Here is a 23,049-nt window from a genome sequence, read left to right as displayed (position 1 = left end):
TTCCAACGAAATCAATATTAAGCCAAGCGCCACCAAATATACGGGCGGTTTGTTGGATGGGGTAGCGTTAAACATAGGCCCATCTTTTAATAATCCGACTTCCACGGTTATGGAGTTTACAGACAACAATGGGAATACATACAAAAATATCGGAACCAATATCGCATGGTATACATTTTCCGCTCCTAAGGACATTAGTGCCGTAATCGCCAAATGGCACAGCACTTACACAATTAAAATGGAGTTCTATGACGCCAATAACACGCTGATCGGTTCCTATACGCCGACAACTAATGATGGCGTGGAGTCATTGCCTAATACGATTCAAAATGTTTCGAGCGTTGTGTTGAAACCCGTCACTGCCGGGTCTGCTATTTTGGCCTACGAATGGAACGTCTTCGGTAAAAATCATGATGTTCCTCCCGGCGCACCGCTTAATTTAACAGCGGTAGGAGGAGATAAAACCGTATCCTTGACATGGAACAGCATGAATACAGCTACAAGCTATAAAGTAAAGCGCAGCACTACGGCGGGGGGCCCTTACACAGAAATTGCCACCGTGAATAGCGCTACGTATGCTTCCTACTTAGATACTAACGTGGTTAATGGAACAACCTATTATTATGTCGTTACTGCCGTAAATGCAGCGGGAGAAAGTCCAAATTCGAACGAAGCTTCAGCTACACCTAACGGATCGATTGTAACCCCGCCTACTCAGGATACGGATAGAGCCTTACTGCGCATCATGCTGAACAACGGGGAAGAAAAAGAATACGACCTGTCCATGAAAGAAGTGAACGCATTCTTAGCTTGGTACGAAGGTCGAGCTTCCGGCACGGGTGCGGTGATGTTTGCAATCGACAAGCACAATAACAATAAAGGTCCTTTTAAAAACCGGAAGGATTACATTATTTACGATAAAATTATCACCTTTGAAGTAAATGCTTATACCGCTGCTTCCGGTAATCCCCATACCGATTTGAAGTCGTGATGCAACATAGCTTTCAGCAAGTCGCCGCTTAGCGGCGGCTTTTTTTTAGTTATCTTTACTGATTCAATCAACAAATAAGCAGACCGCCATTCAGCAGTCTGCTTATTTGTTAGTTATGAATATTCGTCGGAGTACAAGAAATTGTACACCTTCGTGTTTTATGCAATCACTACACCGTACACCAGATCAAGTTTCGTCCTACTGTTTCAGTACGCCGACAAGCCGCTTCGCTTCGCCCGTCGGGGTCGTGATCACTTCGTAAATATTGATGTCCAGCGGATACTCGTGTTCTTCGGTGCGTAAGCTGTCGAATTGAATAAACTGCACACCGCTGATCAATCGGTTGACGCCGCTAAACGGCAGCGACTTCGTCGATAAAATTCTACCTGTTTGGTCAACCAGCTCAAACATCATTTTGGACGAGTTCGGATCGACCACGACATGTTCGTTGCGGGTAATGTCCATATCGAGCTTCATACGGTACGTATAAGTAATTGGATTGCCCGGCGTCGTGGTCGTCCGCGCGTTCAGCGTCCAGTAGTTGATCTTGACGTTGAACGGATAGAACGACATATTTGCCAGATCCAGCTTCGATTCCTGCATTGCCACGCGGTATGCTCCGATCGCTGTCGAAGCCGGCGCCGCTGTCTTCGCATCCGTGAACTTCAGAACGTACTGCTCGTCCTGGTTTTCGGTCGGCATGTTGAACGCATAGCTGACGGCATAGCTCGTTTGCGGCATAATTTCCGCAGTAGCCCCCGCTTGACGGTTGCCGGAATACGTCATGCCCTGCGCCGTAATCAGCTTCGTCTGGAACGTTGGCACCGGAACCGGCAGGTCGCTGTTGTTCGTGAGCAGCAGCTTCGCAATCACGGTCTGATAGCCTTCGCCATCGTTCTCATGACGATGAAACTCAACCATTGATACCGACAGGTGCGGATCGATCGTATCAGACAAGCTGTCAAAAGCGAACGGTTGGCCTAACTCGTAAGGCTTGGCCGCATTATACTCGGTCGTACGGCTCGAGACCGGCAGCGCCACCTGATAACGTCCCACGTTGTAGGGAACTTCAACTGGCGGGTTCTTAGGATCAACTTGGCGGAACGTTTCCCGAGTCAGTACGTTGAAGCTCGTGAGCACGGTATCTTTATCGGTCGGGATGGCGAAATGGATGTACCGCTGCTCCTTCGGCTCAAGCACCAGCGGGGATGCCTCGACCCGTTTCCCCGGGAAGACGGTTTTATCGGTGCTTCCGTTCCCGTTCGACCTGCCGTCTATGGTAAAATCAGGGACAGCCTCTTTGGTGGCGGACGGATTCTCCACGCGCATCTTCACTGTTGTTACCGGGCCTTGCTGCGTATTGTCGCGGTTCACCGAAACCGGCGTATAGACAAGCGGCGATTCCAGCGCCGGGCTTAACGTAAAGGAGCGTTCCCACGGCAGCACCGATGAAGCGGAATTCGCGAAGCTCGACAGCGGTCCGGTCCATTCCTGCCCTTTCACAGGCACCGCGAGCTGCACGGTCTCCTTCTTCGGATACGAGTACCAATCGACAGCGTACCAGACTAGTTCGGTAAGCTCTGAAGGACTCCGGCGGTCCACCTTGACGAGGAAGTTCAATTCCTCGTTCGTCCCCGGACGAATGGCATGGGCGTTAAACACGCTCGCTTGCATCGGATATTCGTACCCGTCGGCCGTTTTGACCCTCAGCTCCAAGTCCGGAATTTTCGCCACCTTGGCGTCCGAGCTCCGAACCCGCACGACCGCAGCGATGCGTGTGCCTTCGCTGGTCGTTTCGTTCAGCAGGCTCTTGATTTCGACCTGCAGCTTATCCGTGAGCGCATAGCTTTGCAGCAGCGGCGTTCCGGCGATCGTCCCGGATGCTTGGCCGCCCGAAGCTGCCTTCGACGCGTCCGCCGTTACCGCAACTTCCGGCGCAGCCGAAGCCGCCATGGCAGACGGAATGGACGCCGTGCTGAGCAGGGACGCCGTCAACACGACAGATAGTGCCGTTTTTTTCCATTGATGGTTCGAATTCGTCATGCTGCAACCTCTCCCACTGTTGAATTTACTTTAACCCGGCGCGTCTCCCACATCGTCAGCAAACCGACGGCAAGCGACATCACACCGATCATCACGATAAATACACCGAGTTCCCTTGCGAAATATTCAAGCGCGCCGCCGCGGTAGCCTATGCCCCGAATGAATTTGAACAGCCAGGTCAAAGGCAGCATGTTGCTGACCGCTTGAATCGGCCCAGGGAATATAATTGTGGCCACCTGCACACCTGACAGCATAAAGGACGGGTACACAATCGCATAGGTGCGAAGCGCCACCTTCGACGGGTCCGCCGCCGTCCAGCCCACGACCATGCCCATCAGCGTGACCGTCAGCGTATAGAGCAGCAGCGGAACCAGAAATTCCAGCGGATTCCCAACAAATCTCAGCCCGCCAAGCTGCTTCAGAAGTCCGAAGGCCAGCATCAAGCTGATGCAGGAGATCACCGCGTACGGCAGCACGCGCGACCAGAGCCCGATCGGCGAACGAAGCGCCTCCTCCAGCCGGCCCTCCACCCGCAGACGGGGGACGATGGATGCCCCGGCGATAGCGGTAATCCCCAGAGCCACCACATTGACGAAGCCGATGACCATAAAGCCTATAAAATCGGAGGTCGGGTTAAACAGCAGCCGCTGCTGCAGCGAGAGCGGGGAGGCAATCCCCATCGCCGCATCGTCGCCGAGTCCCATTACCTTCAGCTTGCCTACGGACAGCGTCGTGTTCTCGATTGTAATCAGCTCTTGCATACCGGAACGTATGTTCCCGATAGCCGACGGCATCGAGTTGTCGATAAGCAGGCCTATATTAATTTGCTTCCCTTGGAAACGGTACTGCTCCATTCCCCGCGGCAGATACATGACAACCATATATTTTTCATTGGCCATCAGCTTTTCCGGCGGGATCGCCTCGTGGAACACGTCCACGACGTTGAGATATTGGGACGCGTTCACCTTGTCGATAAACTGCTGGCTGTACAAGCTGTTGTCTTCATCGACGACCGCCATCGGCGCTTCGTTGATTTGACCGTTCTTGAACATGTAGCCGAAAAGTGCTGCCACGATCAGCGGAGCGATCAGAATCGCCAGAACGAATTTGCCGGATAGCGCATATTTCGTTTCATCGAGCAGGGATTTCATCGACATGTACCTCCGCTGTCATGCCCGGCAGCAGCTTGTCGGTCCGCTCTACGTAGATACGCACTTGGAACGAGTTCAAATCCGCGGTACCTTTCTCCCGGCTCATGCGAAGCGCGGCGAATTGCGGCGCGGCCGTAACGAACTGGACTTTGCCCTCCACCTTGTCCGGCAGTGCGGCAAAATGCGTTGGAACAGCGGAGCCGGCCTGGAACTTGCCGACTTGGCGCTCATCGACATACAAGTCGTAATAGAGCTTGCCCGTTTCCAATACGACGACCGGCATCCCGGAGCCGACGTTCTCGCCCGTCTTCGGCATGATTTTGACCACTTTGCCGTCACCCGGAGCGCGCAGCGTGAAGCGGTCCTTCTGCACCTTCAGCGATTCCATCAAAATGTTCAATTGCTCCAGCTGCTTGTTCAGCGCCTCAATGCCGATCCGCTGATTCGAGATATCGCCCTCGGCGAGCTGCTGCTGCTCGACGACCGCCTTGGCGCGGTCCGCTTGCAGCGCCGCCAGCTTGCGTTCTTTATCCGTAGCGCCGGCAAGCATTTTATCCAGAACCGCCTTCTGCTGGTTTCTCGCATTCTCCAGCGTCGTTACCTGGCTGCGCGCATTCTCGACCGCATCGCGGTGATCCTTGTACGAATACGGATTATTATCGTACGCCTCCTCGGTATTGAGCAGTTGGTTGTACAGCTTGAGCGCATGCGTGTAGGCTTCCTCCGAAGCCGCAACGGCAAGCTTCTGCCGTTCGATATCTTCGCTTCTCGCGCCGTCCGCCACCTGCGCCTCCTGCGTCTCCGCCTGCGACAAGCCGAGCTGCGCCTGCTTCACCGCATTGCCCAGCTTGCCTTGGGCGACTTGGATGCCGTCTTCCGCCTGCTTGATCTTTAAGGTCGTAACCTCCACATCGGCCTGCGCTTTGCGGAGCTGCAGGTCGATATCCGTCGGATCGAGCGTCATCAGCACGTCGCCCTTGCGCACCGCCTGTTCCTCTTTGATCGGCAGATCGATGATTTTACCGCCGACGCCTTGAAATGAAACATTCACCTGCTCTGCCGTTAGAATGCTTCCTTTATTGGAAGAAGCCAGCGTTACCGCATCCTTGCCCTGCGCCGCCAGCATCCAGCCTCCTCCGCTGAGCGCTAATGCCAATACGACGATCGCCGCCACTTGTTTCTTCATTTCCTCCGTTCCCCTCTCCCGATGCTTCTTTTCTCTCTATATCTTGCTTTTGATTCCGTTCAAAATGAATTTGGTTGTCAGTTCCACAACCATTTTCTCGGTCTCGGCCGCCGTAGGCTGGTTCGATTCGTGCTCGTCCTGAAATACGGGATCCAGAAACGGGCTGCTGCGCGAAAACACGAGCGTACCTACGATAAAATGCACCGTATGGCGGGTCGAATCGAACTCGAACTGCCCTTTAGTTTTGCCCGCTTCAAGAATGAGACGCAGTTGCCGCCACAGTACGTAGATGATCGACTGAAGCTTCTCCAGCCGCGGGCTCTCCATCATGACTTCCTGCTGAAGGATATTGATCAGCTCCGGCTCCGCCAAGCGGAAGAGCGCAAACTCACGGACAAACGCTTGCAAATCATGTACTGGATCCTCCAACTCATATTCCGCTACCAGGAACGCCGGGGCGAACGTTTCGAACAGTGCGTAGAACACGTTCTCCTTGCCGCCGAAATGATAAGACACCAGAGCCAGCGCCACTCCCGCTTCATCGCAAATCTGCCGTACCGTCGTGCCCTCGAAGCCTTTTTTTGCGAACAGCTTCTTGGCGGCGTTCAATATTTTCAGCTTGACGTCTTTTCCCTGCGCTTCCGGTTTCATGAAGACCTCCCTTTCGATTTGAACATGATTTTGAACGTTTGTTTTGAACATTTGTTCAAGTGATCTCTGATTGGTATTTTATAATGGATAATCTAACCTGTCAATAGAAAACTAACCATTTTTTTTACCTGATTTAGGGGGATGTCTGACTTGGTTCCACAGCTTATTTTGCATTGATGCAAAATATTTGTATTTACGAAAAAATTTTTGTGTAGTACAATTTGTTCTGTTTCTAATCAAACAATACAGGAGGACATGGGAGAGTGTATTTTAAAATCGTACCTAAGTGGTTTAATTTCGTGCTTGCTTTCTTTATTCTTTTTTCATCATCCCCTGCCGGCTTCGCGATGGCGAATGCCAATAACACGGAATCGGCGGCTCGGCCATTGCCTGATGAGCGCAGACTCCATACGGCGGCAGTGAAAATCGATGCACAGCTCCAAGAGTCATTTGATCAAGACGCTTTCGTCTCCTATCTTGTGAAATTTAAAGAGCAGGTCGATGTCGAGCGGATCTCCACCCAAGCCCGACAGCGATCCTCAATCATGAAAGAAACGTCCGCCAAACGGAAATCCTCCGTCAGAAATACGGTTATACATACGCTGCAGGATACGGCGGACCGTGCCCAAGCCGACATCTCAAGCGACCTGGAACGAATGGAAAAAAACGGACAAGTCAAGGACTATAAAAATTATTTCATCGTAAACGCGATGGCGGTCACGAGCACCAAAGAGGTCATGGAGCAAATCGCCTCCCGCCCCGATGTGGAAAAGGTGCTGCCGAACCAGGTATACCAGTTGAATAAGGCGCCGGAGCAAGCGGACGGACGTGCCCTGCCGCAACCGGCCGGCTCCGACAACGTCCCTTGGAACCTGAAAAATATCAACGTTCCGCAAGCTTGGCAAATGGGTTTTGACGGAACGGGAATCGTCGTGGCGAATATGGACTCGGGCGTCGATTATACCCATCCCGCGCTCCAACGAAAATGGAGGGGCTTCGATGCGCAAGGAAATATCGTTAGCCCGGAATTGAACTGGTATGACGCCACGCTCGAAATGAAAAAGCTGCCCTACGACGGCGACGGCCACGGCACTCACGTAATGGGCACCATGGTCGGCTCCGATCCGGAAGGCGCCAATAAGATCGGGGTAGCGCCGCAGGCCAAATGGATGGCCGCCCGAGTATTCGATTCGAACGGCCAAACGACGGATTCGGCCATTTTGGATGCCGGCGAATGGATTTTGGCGCCGAAGGATAAGCACGGCAATGCGCACCCCGAATTGGCTCCCGATATCGTGAACAATTCCTGGGGGAATATTCCGGCAGGAAAAAACGAATTTTTCCGGGACATCGTCAAGTCGTGGCGGGCAGCCAACATCATGGCCTTTTTCTCTGCGGGAAATACGAAGCCTCCGGACAATAACGGCGGACCGGGTTCCGTTACCGCTCCGGCTAATTATCCCGAATCGTTCTCCACCGGAGCCGTCAATTACCAGAATCAACTGGCCGCTTTCTCTCTGCGCGGACCTTCGCCTTACGGTACGGTGAAACCGGAAGTGGCGGCGCCGGGCGTAAGCATCCGCTCTTCCGTGCCCGGGGGCGGGTACAAATCTTTAAACGGCACGTCCATGGCAAGTCCTCATACCGCCGGGGTAGCCGCCCTGCTGCTGCAGGCCAACCATTCGTTAACCGCCGATCAAGTGGAAGCGATTTTAAAGGAAACGGCGGTTCCGCTAACGGACAACGACTATCCCCAAGTTCCCAGTAACGGCTTCGGATGGGGGCTGATCAACGCCTTGAATGCCATATCGTCCTTGCAGCAAGGGATCGGCACCGTGGAAGGCATAATCTCGATCGACGGGAAGGATGCCGATCTGCCGGTTATCGCACATACGCCTATTCCGCTGGCTTTTAACGTGATGGATCTGACCGTTGCCGCAGGCGTCAAAGACCAAACGGGCATAACCGGCGCGGAAGTGTCGGTTCGGGCGAAGGGCGCGGACGATTGGACATCCGTTCCGATGAAGCTCGTGTCGGGCAATGCGAAGGACGGCCAGTATGAAGCCGATATTCCGAAATCGCTGCTGACGGTTCCCGGCGTAGACTATAAGATTCGCGCGACGGATTTTGGCGGGAATACTACGGAAACGACGGTTTGGTCCATCGAAATCTCCGAAGGCGTCAAGCTCGGTTATAAGCAAAATTTCGAAGAACATATCCAAGGCTTTGAATTTGGGGGCGATACCGGAATCTGGGAATGGGGAACGCCGACGAGCGGTCCCGGCAAAGCCTATTCCGGCACCAAGGTGCTCGCTACGAAACTGGACGGCAAATATCCCGTCGGAACCAAAAGCTTCGTCGTGATGCCCCTAATCGACTTAAGAGACGGCCAGCATACGATATTATCCTTCACACATTGGTACAAACTAGGAAACTGGATGAACGCGATTTTCGATAAGGCCGAGATTTTCATTGCTTCCAGCAAAACCGGCTTTGCCTTCGATCGGGTCAAGAACTTTGACTTTCAAAGCTACGGCTGGAAAACCGATTACCTCGATTTATCGGCTTATGCCGGTCAGCAGGTGTTTGTCGCCTTTAATTTGAACGGCGAATACGGCAGCGATTTCGGATGGTACATCGACAATCTGGAACTGATCGGTCCGGAAACGGCCCCGCCCCCGGCGCCTCACGTCAAGATAAGAAGCAACACGCCGGGAAGAGTGATCGTCGAGTGGGACAAAGCGCCGGAAGGAAAAATTAAAGAATACGTCATATACCGCTCCACACAGCCGGGCGGCAATTATCAGGAGGTCGGAACAAGCCGCTCGCAAAATTACGGGGAGCTGCCGACACCGCAAAAAGGCACTTATTACTATACGGTTAAAACCCGAACCCAAAGCAACGTTCTAAGCGAGCCGTCGAACGAAGTGTCCTGGACCTTCACGGCCGGCAAAGAACTATTCGCCGACGACTTTAACGGACCCGATGACAACGGCTGGACGCACAGCGGAGACAACGACCAGTGGGAGCGGGGCGTGCCCAATCTGGCTCGCGGGCCCAAGGCCGCCGTTTCGGGGCCGAATGTATGGGGAACCGGACTGTCGAAGGAGCTTGCGAAGAACAGCGACCAAAGCCTGATCTCCCCTGAAATCGATCTGACTCGGGCGCAGCACGCCTCGGTCTATTTTCAGCAGTGGCATGATTTGGACGAATTCGATAAAGCGTACGTCGAAGTCAGCAAGGATAACGGCGCGACATGGGACAAAATCGCTCAATATCCAAAGCAGCCGACAAGATTTTGGTACTTGGAAGAAATTGGTCTAGGCAACTATGTCGGGCACAAGATCAAGGTGCGTTTTCATCTTATCAGCAAAAATTCGATAGGCAGCGCAGGATGGTACATCGACGATTTCGAAGTAAGGGAAACGCCTCCGGTCAAATCGAAATCGGCAAGCCAGGCTAACGCCAACGATGACGAGCAGCCGGCGCGATCGGGCTTCAGGCCTTCTTTGCAAGCCATGCGCGCTACGAAGAGCTTTTCCTTGCAGAGCAGCGACGCAGCAGCGTCTTCCCTGCCCGCCGACGCTACCGTCACGGTGCTTGAGACGGACCGCTCGACGAAAACTGTGACGGGAACCGGCCGGTATACGCTGAAACACCCGCCCGGAGACTACACGCTGCATGTCGAAGCTTACGGTTATCGTCCCGTAACCCGGACGGTCAGCATTCAAAAGGACCGCACCGTCAAGGCGGACTTCCATCTGCAACCTTTGGCTAAGGGACGGATTACAGGGCAAATTACCGATCGGCAGACAGGAAAACCGATTGTAGGCGCCAATGTCAGAACGATGGAGGACCTTCGTACGGAACCTGCAATTACCGATGCCCAGGGAGCGTTTTCCATGGAAGCGTATGAAGGCGATTATACCCTGCTGATTTCCGCGCTCGGCTACTTATCCGAAAACACGCCGATTCATGTGCAGGGAGATCAAACGCTCGTCCAACCTGTAAGACTGCAATCATTTACCGGTACTCCGAATGAGCTGGCATACGATAGCGGCAAGGCGGATAACGCACTTGCGTATCACGTCGCCGGGAACGGCTATGCGGTGCGGATGACGGCGGACGGCCCTTCGCAGGTGACGGGGGCGCGCTTCTTCTTTTGGAACGAAGGTTGGCCGGTACCGGGAGGAACCCGCTTCCAATATGCGATCTATGAAGCCGATCCGATCGATGGCATCCCGGGGAAAATGGTCGCGGGACCTTATGACGGAACAGCCAAAACAGACGGTACATGGACCGACGTCGCTTTCCAAAACCCGGTCATTCTTAACGGCGACTTTTATATAGCCTACCTGCAAACCGGAGTGTACCCGGATGTTCCCGGCTTGTCCGTTGACGATAACCGTGAAAACTTCAGACGTTCTTGGAAAAAGGACGGCGATCAATGGTCTCGTTCGACGACGGTCGGTAACTTCATGATTCGGGCCAAAATCAACAAAATCACCGGCGTTCCGGTCGATCCGCCTCCGGGTGTGGCCTCCATCGCCGTCACTCCTTCCCAAGCGGTGTTGAAAGAGGGCGACACAGTCCGGCTAAGCGTGACGGCCTCCGTGTATTCCAGCGTCTATTCGGATGTGTATTCGAACGGAGGCTTTAAGACGATTCCCGTGACTTCAGGGCTGAATTTCACGTCTTCGGATGACAAAATCGCTTCTGTCGATCAGACGGGCCTCGTTCGCGGGATCAAGGCGGGACAAACGACTATTTTTATAACCTATGCCGGAGCTTCAACATCGGCTGCAGTTACGGTGGAAAGCGAAACACGGCCACAGCCGGAACCGAAACCTGAACCGAAGCCCGAGCCGAAGCCCGAGCCGAAGCCGGAACCAAAACCGGAACCGGATTCGGAATCAGACTCTGAATCGGCCCCGGCTCTGCCGCCGTCGTCATTTACCGCCGGACCAAAGGTGGAGGATCGCCTGAAAATCATGGACGATGGCCGACTTATCGGTTACTTAAAGGCAGCGTCGAATAACGGAATGGAGACGGCAGTCATTTCCATCTCCAAGGATGAAATGGAGCGCCAATTGGCCAAGGGAAAAACGGAAGCCGCAACGATGAATTTAACTTCCGTCAGCCTGACCAAATTTCATTCCGTCACCGTTGAACTGGACCCGGCCACCACCGATCGTTTACTGGCCTCAGGCAAGCGGATGATGATTAACGGCAGCTCTTTCGCTATCGAAATTCCGAATGCTGCGCTTTCAGACTTTAGAACTAAGGAAGGTCTGAAAATCAAGTTGGCCGTCAGCACCGAAGGGTTAGGCGGCGTTCGTCCGATGGCGGCGGGAAGCGCGACTATGGTTTCACCGATCGTATCCATCTACCATTCTAATGATGTCTTCGGCCAGCCGATTTCCCTTACCTTAAAGCTCGACGGCAAAACAGCCGCAGGGCAAAAAACGGGGGCGTACCGTAGAGACACGGAAACCGGCTGGAGCTTTGACAAAGCGTCGACCCACAGCGGCGACAGGCTCGTTGTCACCCTTTCCCGCCCAGGCTCTTATGCGGCATTGGAATATCACCGAACGTTTGTCGACATAGCCGGGCATTGGGGACGGAATGAGATGGAGATTCTTGCCTCTCAACATGTGATTGCAGGGAAAACGGATGATTCGTTCGCTCCCGACGATTCCGTCACGCGGGCCGAATTTGCGGTCATGCTGGACCGGGTATTGGGAAAAGAAGCGGATTGGCGCCAGCGTGCCCAAGAAGAGGGCGCTCGACAGCCGCTCACCCGCGAAGAAGCGGTTTTCATGCTGGTGGAGGCTCTGGGAATTGAGCTTTCAGGCGTGAACATCGAGCTTCCTTTCAAGGATATCGACAATCTTCCCCCGAAAGGGCGGTCCTCCGTAGCCTATGCATTCGATAAAGGCATCATTAACGGAGTGGAAGAAACCAGATTCGCCGGCAACGAGCCTTCCTCTCGTGCTCAGGCGGCGGCCATGATTTATCGGCTGTTGCTCGGCTTAGGCAAAATATAACGACAACGAAAAGACCTCGTTTCTTAGAGGTCTTTTCGTTTTGAGTGTTTTAGAAAGAGGTTTTTGGTTGGAATAGTGAACCCTACGGAAGTAGATACCCCGCCCTTGACACGCGAAGGCGGGCAGAAGGGGAGATTACCCCTTTACGCTGCCCGCCGTAACGCCCTCAATAATTTGCTTTTGCAAAAAGATGAAGATAATAATGATCGGGATTACGCTAATACTGATCGAAGCGCACAGAGCGCCATAGTTCATGTTGAATTTGTCCGCAAACCCGACGACCGCCACAGGCAGCGTCCGGAGCGTCTGCGTAGACAGGAATAAGTTCGCCATGACGTATTCGTTCCAATGGCCGAGGAAGTTAATGATAAACACCGTAACGAGCGTCGGCAGCGACAGCGGGAATATGACCCGGAACAGTAAGCCGTAAGCGGACAGCCCGTCCATGATGCCGGCTTCTTCGAGTTCGGTAGGAATCGCCTTCATGAAAGCGGCCACGACAAAGACGGTTAACGGAATCCCGAACGCCATATACGGAATAATGAGCGCCAAAGGAGTGTTGTACAGCCCCATGTCCTTCACCATAATATACAGCGGAATCAGCAGCGAAGCGGGAGGAATCAGCAGCGAGAGCAGCAGCAGCCCGTACACCAGCTTGCTGATCGACGGAAACCGCATTCTCGTGACCGCGAAGGCGATCCCCATGGCGAGCAGCAAGGACCCGAACGTAGCGATGGTAGCGGTATAAAGGCTGTTAATAAAATACGTGCCCAAATGCGAATTCGTCAGTGCACTCTCATAGTGCGAAATGGAAAACTCCGAAGGCAAGCCCCATGGATTCGTGATAATCTCGTTATTTTTCTTTAAAGACGAGATCACAATGAAGTAGATCGGGTAAACGACGATAAGCACATACGGAATCAGGACGAGATGAGGAATACTTTTGGCCAACGCTTTGTTCATGTCAGTATTTAACCTCCTCTACCCTGCGTGAGAACAGATGGAAAATGAGCGTGACGATAGACGTAAACACAAAAATGATAATCGCAATGGCATTGGCGTAACCATATTCGCCGGCCGAATACGCCTGCTTGTACATATACGTAGCCATAACTTCCGAACTGCCGAAAGGTCCGCCGCTGGTCATAATCAATACGATATCCAGCGCCTTCATCGCACCCGTGATCGACAGCAGCATGACGACGACAATAACCGATCGGATGAGCGGCACGGTGATGTGCCACGCCTTCTTGAAGCCAACGGCGCCGTCGATTTCCGCCGCCTCCAGCACTTCCGAAGGAATCGCGAAGATGGCCGCGAGCACCAGAACGATATAGAACCCGGTCCACTGCCAAGCGTTCGCTACGAGCACCGCGGTCATCGCCGTATCCGGATTTCCGAGCCACGGCTTGGCCACTTCGGCGAACCCGGTAGCGCGGAGAAGCTGATTGAGCAGCCCGGCATCCGGTTGGTATATGAATTGCCATATAATCCCGACCGCAGCCGTCGACAGCACGCTCGGCAAAAATACCGATACTTTATAGAGCCCCAGCATCTTCTTCGCTCTGCTGATGATAATGCCGACTGCGATAATGATCGGTACTTGGATAATCAATGAGAACCCGACAAAATAGACGTTATTTTTAAATCCGATCCAAAACTTTTCGTCTTGGAGCGCTTTAAGGAAGTTATCGATTCCGTTGAACACCGGCTCGTTAATCCCGTTCCAGCTTGTGACGGAATATCTTAGGGAAGAGAACAGCGGGACGATATAGAACGTCACATACAAAACCAGGGCCGGGACGACAAAAATCAAGTAGGCCACCGGATTCCTCAGCACCTTATTCATGGATCACCCTCCGATAGCAAAATGCGGGCGCCGCGCGATGCGGCACCCTCGTTTAGCTGTTTATTTTTTTTCGCCGCCGGCTTTATTCGCTTCTTCTTGCGTTTTTTGCATGCGTTCGGCTAATTTCTCCGGTGCAATTTGTCCGCCAAGCAGCTCTTGCATCGATGTTTCAAGCGTCACTTTCACTTTCGGCTGAACCAAAGCGTCGAACGCCGGGAACGCGCCTTTGGACGACCCTTGAATGTCGCTGATTTCTTTAACCAGCGGATGCGCGTCATTCGAGCCTTTAACGTTTTTCATGGCCGGAATCCGGTTTGCTTTGTTAAGCTGATCCGCTTGATTTTCGACCGTGTAGAAGTTTTTGATGAACGTTTTCACGGCTTTCAGCTCATTGTCGTTCAGGTGAGCGGAGAAGCCGTAGCCGTTACTCCAGCCTCCGTTGATGTAGCCGTCGCCTTTGCCGCCCACATCCGGGAGACGGAAGAAGCCGACATTGTCTTTCACGGTCGATTTTTCCTTGTCAAGCACCGCGGAAGTCGCCCACGTGCCGTCAAACAGCATGGCCGCCTGGCCTGTGTAGAACTTCGCCTGACCTTCGGCATATTTCAGTCCCAACACGTTAGGATCGATATAGCCTTTTTCCTTCAATTCCTTCATCCGCTTGAACGCTTCTACAACCGGAGCGTCAGTCCACTTGGTTTTGCCCGGTTTGAAGCCTTCCTGCAGCTCGGTACCGCCTAAGCCGACAAACAAGCTGTTGCCGAGCATGTTGATTGCCCAAGCGCTCTCAGGTCCGCCGCCCAACGCGATCGGCGTAATTTTTTTCGCTTTCAAAGCTTCGCAGACTTTGAGGAACTCTTCCCAGTTTTTTGGAACCTGCACGCCGGCGTCCTGGAACATTTTCTTGTTGTAGTAGAACCCTTCCACGTAACCGGATTCCGGCAGGCCGTAGATTTTGCCGTCCACCGTAAATTCGCTGAGGTTGTAGAATTGGTCCGACAAGCCAAGCTCTTTAAGAATATCGTTCAACGGGAGCAAATGGCCTGCTTTGGCATAGTTCTGGGTATCCGCACCTCCGAATAAGTTGAAAATGTGCGGCGGCTTGCCGGAGGACATTTCCGCTTTCAGCTTCACATCGCGATTGACGGTATCTTCGACGCCGTCGAGGTTCAGCTTAAGTCCCGGAACGTCCTGCTCCGTTTTCGCCGTCACCTTTTGCAGCAGCTCCAGTGTCGATTTCGCTGTGTCCCGGACGTTGATGTGGCGCACCGTCATTTGGAACGAGCCGGCCTTCGCTTCCGTACCGGCAGCCGACTTGCCAGGATCTGCGCCTTTGTCTTTGTCGTTATTCGCTGCCGGCGCAGAGCTGCCGCAGCCTGCCAGTACGGTGGTCAGCAAGAGCGCTGCGCTTGCGGAACAAAGTACACTTTTCTTCATCTGGGAATCCCCCTATTTCCATATTTGTATCGGTGACCTTCACCTTGCTTTTATTATAAAATCGCGCCATGACGCGTCACAGGTATACATTTCAACTTTGGTGGGATAAAATTATCTACTTAATTATTTATTTCCATTTTTAATAGTGAATTTCTAATAAAAAAGGGAAAGCCCGCAGGCTTCCCCGATCTTCTTAACGAATATGGTATAATAAGAAAATGAGTCGTAGAGCGTGGTTGAAGCGCGAAAGAATAGGAGGTAAGAACTATGGAGTGCCGGGTCGGATGCGCCGCTTGCTGCATCGTCATCTCAATTTCTTCCCCGATCCCGGGCATGCCGGAAGGCAAGCCGGCAGGGGTTCGCTGCATCCAGCTTACGACCGATAACCGCTGCGGATTGTTCGGGAGCCCGGAACGTCCGGCCATATGCGGAAGCCTGCGTGCCTCGGAGGAGATGTGCGGCCCTTCGAACGAAGAGGCCTATGCGTATTTAGAAGCTTTGGAGCGGGCGACAAGCTGAGGGTAACATCTCGCATGAGCTGCTGCACTCCATCCGTTGTCTACGGCTCCAACGCTGCTTTTAAATAACCATCGCCTTCGCATCCCGCTTCCTCTCCCGTTCCGCATACAAGATCAAGAGTGTACCAGCCTGTTTTGGCCGCAATATAATATCCCCCTGCGCCTCTTTCCGGAGGCACGGCGACGAAGGTACTGACGGGACCATCATATAGATGCACGAGAGAAACCGTCGTACTGTTCACGATTTCGGAAGTCGGGTAGTAGGCGCTTGCGTAGCTGAATTCAATTTGCGTCCCTTCCTTGACATAAATGGACCGGGTCTGTACTCCATAAGAACCCGGTGTAAGGAATGCGCCTTGACACGTATAAGAGTCGTCACTGCAATTGTACGTATACTAAGCTAAGGCTTCCTTCGTACCAAAACCTGTAGATAGCGCAAGAACGATAAGCACTACGATCATTTTTTGAACCGCTTTTTCTTTGACCGTCAGCCTCATTTCATTCACCATCCTTTTGAATTATTAAATTTTAGAACATTGATCGGCTACGGAAGCATCCCCATTCTTTCCGGGTTGAAGAAATTAAGCTGCGACCTATTGATTGATACGTTTTGTATCGTCAAGGACAGGGCAATCCGCTTAGCAAGGTCGCATCATGTCATTTCGATGTTCGTAAGTAACCTCTGCCATCGCAATCGCTTGCGTAACGACATTCCATCGAAAGATAATAGTATTGCGATTTCGGCGCAATAAGTTCTCCACCGGCTTCGCCTCCTTGAGGAACAACAGCAGAGGCAACTTGTACCGGAGTACCCGATTCCAAATATAAAACTAAAATTTCCGTCTTTGAAATATCATACGTCTTCTTCCTCGAATCCTTATAGTGATATGAGATTGCTTGTCCTTCGGGAACGTAGATTTCAACCGTGTCCATTCGCTGCGCAAGATCGGGCACCAGATCCGCCGCTTGACAATGATAGAGCGTATCGCTGCAATCCCATGTCGTCTGCCAGGGCCCGCCTAAAGCTTCCCTCGTGCCCAGACCTGTGAAACAAACAACCGTCAGCAGAATTGCCATTACTTCCTTAAACCTCAGTCTTTTAAACCCCAGGCTCATTTTACACACACTCCTGCACATTAAATTTGACATGATTCTCTCTGACCCGTCGGATCGAGAAAATGAAAATTATGGTTCTATAGTTTTATACTACCATTATCTGATTATATGTAAATAAGCCGCTGGGAGTAGGATCATAGTTTCAAATTCAGTACCGTGACAATTTTACGATTAAAAAAACCCGAAACAACGCAGCTCTAAGCTGCATTTGCTTCGGGTTTCGAATATACGAATTTATTTTTTGGCAAGCTGGTGAATCGGATGGCCGAGCGCGCCTTCGGCGGCGTCCATCGTAATTTCGCCAAGCGTCGGATGCGCGTGAATCGTCATCGCAATGTCTTCAAGCGTAGCGCCCATCTCGATGCCGAGCGTCATCTCTGCGATCAGGTTGGAAGCTTCCGCGCCGACCACTTGTGCCCCGACCAAAAGGCCGGTGTCTTTGTCGCCAACAAGCTTCACAAAGCCGTCCGTGACGTTCATCGATTGCGCGCGGCCGTTCGCCCCGTAAGGGAACTTTCCGGTGAACACGTTGATGCCTTTGGCTTTCGCCTCGGTCTCGCTAAGGCCTACGCCGGCGATTTCCGGATCGGAGAAGACGACGGCCGGAATAACTTTGTAGTCCACAACGCTCGGCATTCCGGCAATGGATTCTGCCGCCACTTTGGCCTCATACGAAGCTTTATGAGCGAGCGCCATGCCCGGTACGATATCGCCAATCGCGTAGATATGCGGAACGTTCGTCTGGCATTTTTCGTTGACTTGGATCAAGCCGCGTTCGCCGACCTGTACGCCTGCGAGTTCCAGCGACAAGTCGCCATCGGTATTCGGACGGCGACCGACGGTAACCAGCACGTAGTCCGCGGTGATTTTATGCTCTTCGCCTTTGACGGTGTAAGTTACCGTCACGTCTTTGTCCGTTTGCTCGCAGCCTTGAGCCATCGCTTCGGTAACCACTTCGACGCCGAGCTTTTTCAGGTTGCGCGCTACCGGCTGCGACAGTTCTTTTTCGAAGCCCGGCAGGATGGAGTCGGAGCCTTCCAGCACCGTCACTTTCGCGCCGAACTTAGCGTACGTTTGTCCCAGCTCGATACCGATGTAGCCGCCGCCGATGACGACGAGGCTCTTCGGCAGTTCGCTCAGTGACAGCGCTTCGGTCGAGGACAGAATGCGTCCGCCGTACGGGAATGCCTTCAGCTCGATCGGACGGGAGCCTGTCGCAATAATGCAGTGGTTGAAACGGTAACGCGCCGTTTCGTTATCGTTGAAGACGCGCGCTTCATGCTCGTTGATGAACAGCGCTTCGCCGTTAAAGATTTGCAGCTTGTTCCCTTTCAGCAGCATCCCTACGCCGCCGCTTTGCTTCTTGACGATGCCGTCTTTCCACTCTTGGATCTTCTCCCAATCGACGGTCACATTTTCCGCCGAAATCCCGATCGACGTGGCATGCTTGATCACTTCGAAATGATGCGCCGCGGAAATCAGCGCCTTGGACGGAATGCAGCCGCGGTTCAGGCACACGCCGCCAAGCTCGGATTTGTCCACGATCAGCACGCTTTTACCAAGCTGTGCTGCGCGGATACCGGCTACATAGCCGCCGGGGCCGGCCCCGATGACCAGAACGTCAATTTCAACCGATGCGTCTCCTACTACCATATCGGATTACACCTCCATGACAAGCAGTTCCGGATCGGCCAGCAACTGCTTGATATAGTTCATAAAGTTTTGAGCCGTAGCGCCGTCGATAATGCGGTGGTCGAAGCTGAGCGACAGCGCCATGACCGGAGCGATGACGATTTCGCCGTTTTTGACGACCGGCTTCTCGCTGATGCGGCCCGTTCCGAGGATCGCCACTTCAGGGAAGTTGATGATCGGCGTAAAGAACATGCCGCCGGCGGAGCCGATGTTCGTAATCGTGATCGTGGAGCCTTTCAGCTCGTTCATGCCGAGCTTGCCTTCGCGGCCGCGAACCGCAAGATCCTTGATCGCGCCGGCAATGGTCCAAATATTTTTGCGGTCCGCATCCTGGATGACCGGTACGATCAAACCGTTGTCCGTATCCGTCGCGATGCCGACATGGTAGTACTTTTTGTAGACGATTTCCTGCTTCTCTTCGTCGATCATGGCGTTCATCGCCGGGAATTGACGGGCCGCCGCTACCAATGCCTTCACGATGAAAGGCAGGTAGGTCAGCTTGACGCCCTTCTTCTCAGCAACCGGCTTCGCTTTTTCGCGCAGCGCGACGAGGCGTGTCACGTCGACTTCGTCCATCAGGGTTACGTGCGGAGCGGTATAAGCGCTCTTGACCATCGCATTCGCGATCGCCTTGCGGATGCCTTTCAGCGGTACGCGCTCTTCCTCGCGGTCGCCGCTGACCGGCGCTGCTGCCGAAGACGCCGCCGCGCTTGCTGCCGGAGCCGCTGCCGCCGGTGCTTCAGCCGCTTTCGGCGCGGCGCCAGGCGTGAAGCCAAGCACGTCCTCGCGCGTCACGCGTCCGTTTTTGCCTGTCGCGGTAACTTCCGCGATGTTGACACCCTTCTCGCGCGCCAGCTTGCGCACGCTTGGCGTCGCGAGTACTTCGCGCTCGTCGCCTGCAGCTTGGGCTCCGCCGGCCATCGGCGTATCCAGCTTCGAGGCGTTTACGTTCGCCGCTACAGCGCCGCCAACCGCGCACTCTGCGCCACCTTGCGCAGCCGGAGGAGCTTCCGCTGCCGCCGGAGCAGCGCTCGGTGCTTCGCCGTGGCCATGGGCCTGCTGCGGCACCTCGCCGGTCACTTCGATGACGGCGATCACGTCGCCGATCGTACATACCGTACCTTCGGAGACCTTGAGCTCGATGATTTTCCCTTCTACCGGAGAAGGTACTTCCACCGTTGATTTATCGTTTTGAACGTCCATCAGGATCGTTTCGTCATTTACCGTATCGCCGGGTTTTACGTGCCATTTCACGATCTCGCCTTCGTGAATGCCCTCGCCCAGCTCGGGAAAGCGGTATTCAAAGTTTGCCATCGGTTACTCACCGTCCTCGAGTCTTAGTAAAATATTAGAAATCCAGTACTTGATTCAGGCCTTTGACGATACGGGCCGGATTCGGAAGCCATTGATCCTCGACTTGCGCAAAAGGATATACCGTATCCGGAGGCGCAACGCGCAGCACCGGCGCTTCGAGATGCAGAATCGCTTTCTCGTTGATTTGCGCGATTACTTCCGCGGCGATACCTGCGGTTTTTTGCGCTTCCTGCACGACGATCGCACGATTCGTTTTCTTGATCGATTCGACGATGGTGTCGATATCCAGCGGCATCAGCGTGCGCAGGTCGATAACTTCGACTTTCGCGCCGCGCGTTTTTTCGATCTCCTCGGCCGCTTTGAGCGAAGTGTGCACCATGGCGCCGTAAGTAATGATCGTGACGTCCGAGCCTTCGCGAACGACGTTCGCCTTGCCGATCGGTACCGTATATTCACCTTCCGGCACTTCCGCGCGGAACGAACGGTACAAGTTCAGATGCTCCATGAAGAACACGGGATCGTTGTCGCGGATTGCCGAAATGAGCAGCCCCTTCGCATCGTAAGGGTTGGACGGCACGACAACTTTAATCCCTGGCGTTTGCACCATCAGCCCTTCCAGCGAGTCGGTGTGCAGCTCCGCCGCTTTAACGCCGCCGCCAAAAGGCGTACGGATCGTAATCGGCGCGTTGTAACGGCCGCCGGAACGATAGCGCATGCGCGCCGCTTGTACGGCGATTTGGTCGAACGCTTCAAAAATAAAGCCGACAAATTGGATTTCCATGATCGGACGGAAGCCTTGAGTCGCCATCCCGACCGCCATCCCGCCGATCGCGGATTCCGCAAGCGGCGTATCGAATACGCGTTTCTCCCCGAATTCGGCCTGCAGACCTTCCGTTGCGCGGAATACGCCGCCGACCTTACCTACGTCTTCCCCGAATATGACCACGTTCGGATCGCGCTGGAGCTCGACTCGCATCGCGTCCTTGATCGCTTGAATCATTGTCATTTGAGCCATGGCTGAAAGTTCCTCCCCTTTTACGCTAAGTAATCCGCTTTTTGCTCTTCCAAATGCTGTGGCGTCGTTTCGAACATGCTGTCGATCAAGCCCGGCACCGTCATTTTTTCCGTTTCTTCGGCCTTCTTGATCTGCTCAGCGACGGTGTTTTTCGCATCCTCGACGACTTTGGCTTCTTCCTCTTCGGTCCAAAGGCCTTTGGAGACGAGATAGTTGCGGAAGCGGTTCAGCGGATCCTTAAGCTCCCATTCAGCCGTTTCTTCTTTCGTGCGGTATTTGGACGGGTCGTCCCCGGACATGGAGTGCGGCAGGAAACGGTAAGTTATCGCCTCGATGAGCGTCGCTCCTTCACCCTTGCGGCCGCGCTCTGCTGCGTCTTGAACGGCTTTCACAACCGCGAGCACGTCCATCCCGTCTACTTGTACGCCTTCGATTCCGGCAGCAACCGCTTTGTGCGCTACAGAAAGCGCAGCCGTTTGCTTGGAGAACGGCGTCGTAATCGCGTAGCCGTTATTTTGCACCATGAAAATCGACGGCAGCTTGAACGCCCCCGCGAAGTTCAGCGCTTCGTAGAAATCGCCCTCGGACGAGCCGCCATCACCGGTGTACGTAATGGAAACGCGCTGCTCTCCGCGCTGCTTGAACGCCATCGCCACGCCCATCGCGTGCAAATATTGCGCGCCGATGATGATTTGCGGCATAAGAACGTGCACGTCTTGCGGAATTTGTCCGCCGTGTTGATGTCCGCGCGAATAAAGGAACGCTTGGTACATCGGCAGACCGTGCCATACGATTTGCGGCATGTCGCGGTAGCCCGGGCAGATGAAATCGTCTTTGTTCAGCACGAATTCGCTGCCGACCATCGTTGCTTCCTGACCGGAAACCGGCGCATAAAATCCGAGGCGTCCTTGACGCGTTAAATTGACAGCGCGTTGGTCCCACGTACGTGTGAACACCATGCGGCGCATTAATTCTTTCAATTGGTCATCCGTCAGGTTCGGCATAGCTCCGGGATTCGTAACGGTACCGTCGGTGCCCAGAACGGACAACGGCTGTACTTCCTGTACGCCCACAACATAAGGCTTGCTCATTTCCATATTCACCTCAGCGATAGATTTTGAAGGGATGTCGAAATTGGGGTGTTTCTGTTATAGTATTATTATAAACCTGTTTTAGTGAATTGCACAAGAACATACTTGTAAAATATGATTTCTTTTCGATTAGACGTATATAACAGTTTATAAAAAATAATAATACAGATTAATAAAATCCATAAAACTATTATAATACACTGTGAGGTTTGTCACATGGACGACAGCTTGTACTACAAGCGTACTATCGTAAAAGAAACCGTATTTTCACACGCTCTCGGGCAGGAAAGATCGCTGCGCGTTTATCTTCCCCCAGGCTACAACGAACTGTTGTCGTATCCTGTCATCTATTGCCAGGACGGCGAAGATTTTTTTAATTTCGGCCGCATCGCCACAACGATGAACCGGCTTATTTTCGATGACAATGTGGAGCCCGCCATCATCGTCGGCGTAGACGTAGACAAAACGGTCCGCACTTCCGAGTACGCGCCCGAAGGAGAGCGTTTCGGCGCTTACTGCGCGTTTTTTGCCGAGGAGCTGATTCCGTTTATAGAAGATCATTATCCGGTTCGCGCGGATTTGAACGAACGGATCTTGGCCGGCGATTCGCTCGGGGGCACCGTTTCTCTGCATCTTGCCTTAGATTATCGTAGCCTTTTTTGCCAAGTTATATCCTTGTCCGGCGCATTTTTACAAACGACGCAAGAGCGGATCGAAGCCGAGGACGACTTGTCGTGGCTGAAGCTGTCCATGGTCATCGGACTCGATGAGACGGAAGTAACGACGGAGCGCGGCAGGTTCGATTTTGTGGAGGCGAACCGCAAAACAAAACAGCTCCTCGTTACGAGAAGCTGTTCGCTGCATTACGAAGAAAAGCCGGGAAAACACATTTGGGGCTTTTGGCAAAATGAGCTGCCGGGCATGCTGAAGCGATTTTTTTGACCTGAA

At 53.4% G+C, this 23,049-nt stretch carries 16 protein-coding genes; 4 read left to right on the top strand and 12 right to left on the bottom strand.

The features are described from left to right. The coding region (locus ET33_RS39040; protein WP_036689991.1) for a fibronectin type III domain-containing protein at nucleotides 1-991 on the top strand (991 nt) is incomplete at its 5' end. A 198-nt stretch (nucleotides 992-1,189) separates the two neighbouring features. Here ET33_RS39040 and ET33_RS28210 read toward each other — a convergent pair. The 4 genes from ET33_RS28210 to ET33_RS28195 are packed head-to-tail and all read right to left on the bottom strand — an operon-like array spanning nucleotide 1,190 to nucleotide 6,022. Continuing rightward, nucleotides 1,190-3,034 carry a DUF4352 domain-containing protein gene (locus tag ET33_RS28210; RefSeq protein ID WP_036689990.1) on the bottom strand — a complete coding sequence of 615 codons (1,845 nt, stop codon included), beginning with the start codon at nucleotides 3,032-3,034 and terminating at the stop codon, nucleotides 1,190-1,192. Further along, on the bottom strand, nucleotides 3,031-4,185 hold the full coding sequence (locus tag ET33_RS28205; RefSeq protein WP_036689989.1) for an ABC transporter permease: 1,155 nt from the start codon (nucleotides 4,183-4,185) through the stop codon (nucleotides 3,031-3,033). Before ET33_RS28205 ends, ET33_RS28210 begins: the two co-directional genes overlap by 4 nt. Further along, nucleotides 4,166-5,371 (bottom strand): HlyD family secretion protein, encoded by a 1,206-nt coding sequence (locus tag ET33_RS28200; RefSeq protein ID WP_036689988.1) that lies wholly within the window; start codon nucleotides 5,369-5,371, stop codon nucleotides 4,166-4,168. The genes ET33_RS28205 and ET33_RS28200 overlap by 20 nt, the downstream gene beginning before the upstream one ends. A 36-nt stretch (nucleotides 5,372-5,407) precedes the next feature. Beyond that, complete coding sequence (locus ET33_RS28195; protein WP_036690001.1) at nucleotides 5,408-6,022, bottom strand: TetR/AcrR family transcriptional regulator; 615 nt, start codon at nucleotides 6,020-6,022, stop codon at nucleotides 5,408-5,410. Nucleotides 6,023-6,285: 263 nt separating this feature from the next. On the opposite strand from ET33_RS28195, the gene ET33_RS28190 reads away from it, so the two are divergent. Next, the gene (locus ET33_RS28190; protein ID WP_036689987.1) at nucleotides 6,286-12,069 is read left to right on the top strand and encodes a S8 family serine peptidase; all 5,784 of its coding nucleotides are present in this window, start codon (nucleotides 6,286-6,288) and stop codon (nucleotides 12,067-12,069) included. A 135-nt stretch (nucleotides 12,070-12,204) separates the two neighbouring features. Here the strand turns inward: ET33_RS28190 and ET33_RS28185 are convergent, their stop codons facing one another. The 3 genes from ET33_RS28185 to ET33_RS28175 are packed head-to-tail and all read right to left on the bottom strand — an operon-like array spanning nucleotide 12,205 to nucleotide 15,355. Beyond that, nucleotides 12,205-13,032 carry a carbohydrate ABC transporter permease gene (locus tag ET33_RS28185; RefSeq protein ID WP_036689986.1) on the bottom strand — a complete coding sequence of 276 codons (828 nt, stop codon included), beginning with the start codon at nucleotides 13,030-13,032 and terminating at the stop codon, nucleotides 12,205-12,207. Between the two features lies 1 nt (nucleotide 13,033). Continuing rightward, nucleotides 13,034-13,918, bottom strand: coding sequence for a carbohydrate ABC transporter permease (locus ET33_RS28180; RefSeq protein WP_036689985.1), 885 nt, complete (start codon nucleotides 13,916-13,918; stop codon nucleotides 13,034-13,036). Between the two features lie 60 nt (nucleotides 13,919-13,978). After that, nucleotides 13,979-15,355, bottom strand: a complete 1,377-nt coding sequence (locus ET33_RS28175; RefSeq protein ID WP_036689984.1) for an extracellular solute-binding protein — start codon at nucleotides 15,353-15,355, stop codon at nucleotides 13,979-13,981. A 267-nt stretch (nucleotides 15,356-15,622) separates the two neighbouring features. Between ET33_RS28175 and ET33_RS28170 the strand changes: the two genes are divergently transcribed. Beyond that, nucleotides 15,623-15,874, top strand: coding sequence for a zinc/iron-chelating domain-containing protein (locus tag ET33_RS28170; protein WP_036689983.1), 252 nt, complete (start codon nucleotides 15,623-15,625; stop codon nucleotides 15,872-15,874). A 656-nt stretch (nucleotides 15,875-16,530) separates the two neighbouring features. On the opposite strand, the gene ET33_RS28165 is transcribed toward ET33_RS28170, so the two are convergent. The 5 genes from ET33_RS28165 to pdhA form a co-directional block, all read right to left on the bottom strand. Beyond that, nucleotides 16,531-16,989: a hypothetical protein gene (locus ET33_RS28165; protein WP_036689982.1), complete on the bottom strand. Its 459-nt coding sequence runs from the start codon at nucleotides 16,987-16,989 to the stop codon at nucleotides 16,531-16,533. A gap of 234 nt (nucleotides 16,990-17,223) precedes the next feature. Beyond that, nucleotides 17,224-18,642, bottom strand: a complete 1,419-nt coding sequence (lpdA, locus tag ET33_RS28160) for a dihydrolipoyl dehydrogenase (protein ID WP_036689981.1) — start codon at nucleotides 18,640-18,642, stop codon at nucleotides 17,224-17,226. Nucleotides 18,643-18,648: 6 nt separating this feature from the next. Beyond that, nucleotides 18,649-19,995 (bottom strand): dihydrolipoamide acetyltransferase family protein, encoded by a 1,347-nt coding sequence (locus tag ET33_RS28155; RefSeq protein ID WP_036689980.1) that lies wholly within the window; start codon nucleotides 19,993-19,995, stop codon nucleotides 18,649-18,651. A gap of 34 nt (nucleotides 19,996-20,029) precedes the next feature. Continuing rightward, nucleotides 20,030-21,010, bottom strand: coding sequence for an alpha-ketoacid dehydrogenase subunit beta (locus ET33_RS28150; protein WP_036689979.1), 981 nt, complete (start codon nucleotides 21,008-21,010; stop codon nucleotides 20,030-20,032). A 20-nt stretch (nucleotides 21,011-21,030) separates the two neighbouring features. After that, nucleotides 21,031-22,101: a pyruvate dehydrogenase (acetyl-transferring) E1 component subunit alpha gene (gene pdhA, locus ET33_RS28145; RefSeq protein ID WP_036689978.1), complete on the bottom strand. Its 1,071-nt coding sequence runs from the start codon at nucleotides 22,099-22,101 to the stop codon at nucleotides 21,031-21,033. Nucleotides 22,102-22,317: 216 nt separating this feature from the next. Here pdhA and ET33_RS28140 point away from each other — a divergent pair, with 216 nt between their 5' ends. Beyond that, a complete protein-coding gene (locus tag ET33_RS28140; RefSeq protein ID WP_036689977.1) occupies nucleotides 22,318-23,043 on the top strand; it encodes an alpha/beta hydrolase in 726 nt (241 codons plus the stop codon). Nucleotides 23,044-23,049: the final 6 nt, after the last annotated feature.

Origin of the sequence: Paenibacillus tyrphae (assembly GCF_000722545.1) — a bacterium.
GTDB lineage: Bacteria > Bacillota > Bacilli > Paenibacillales > NBRC-103111 > Paenibacillus_G > Paenibacillus_G tyrfis.
Note: the sequence above shows the minus strand (reverse complement) of the source record. Positions and strands in the feature narration are given on the sequence as shown.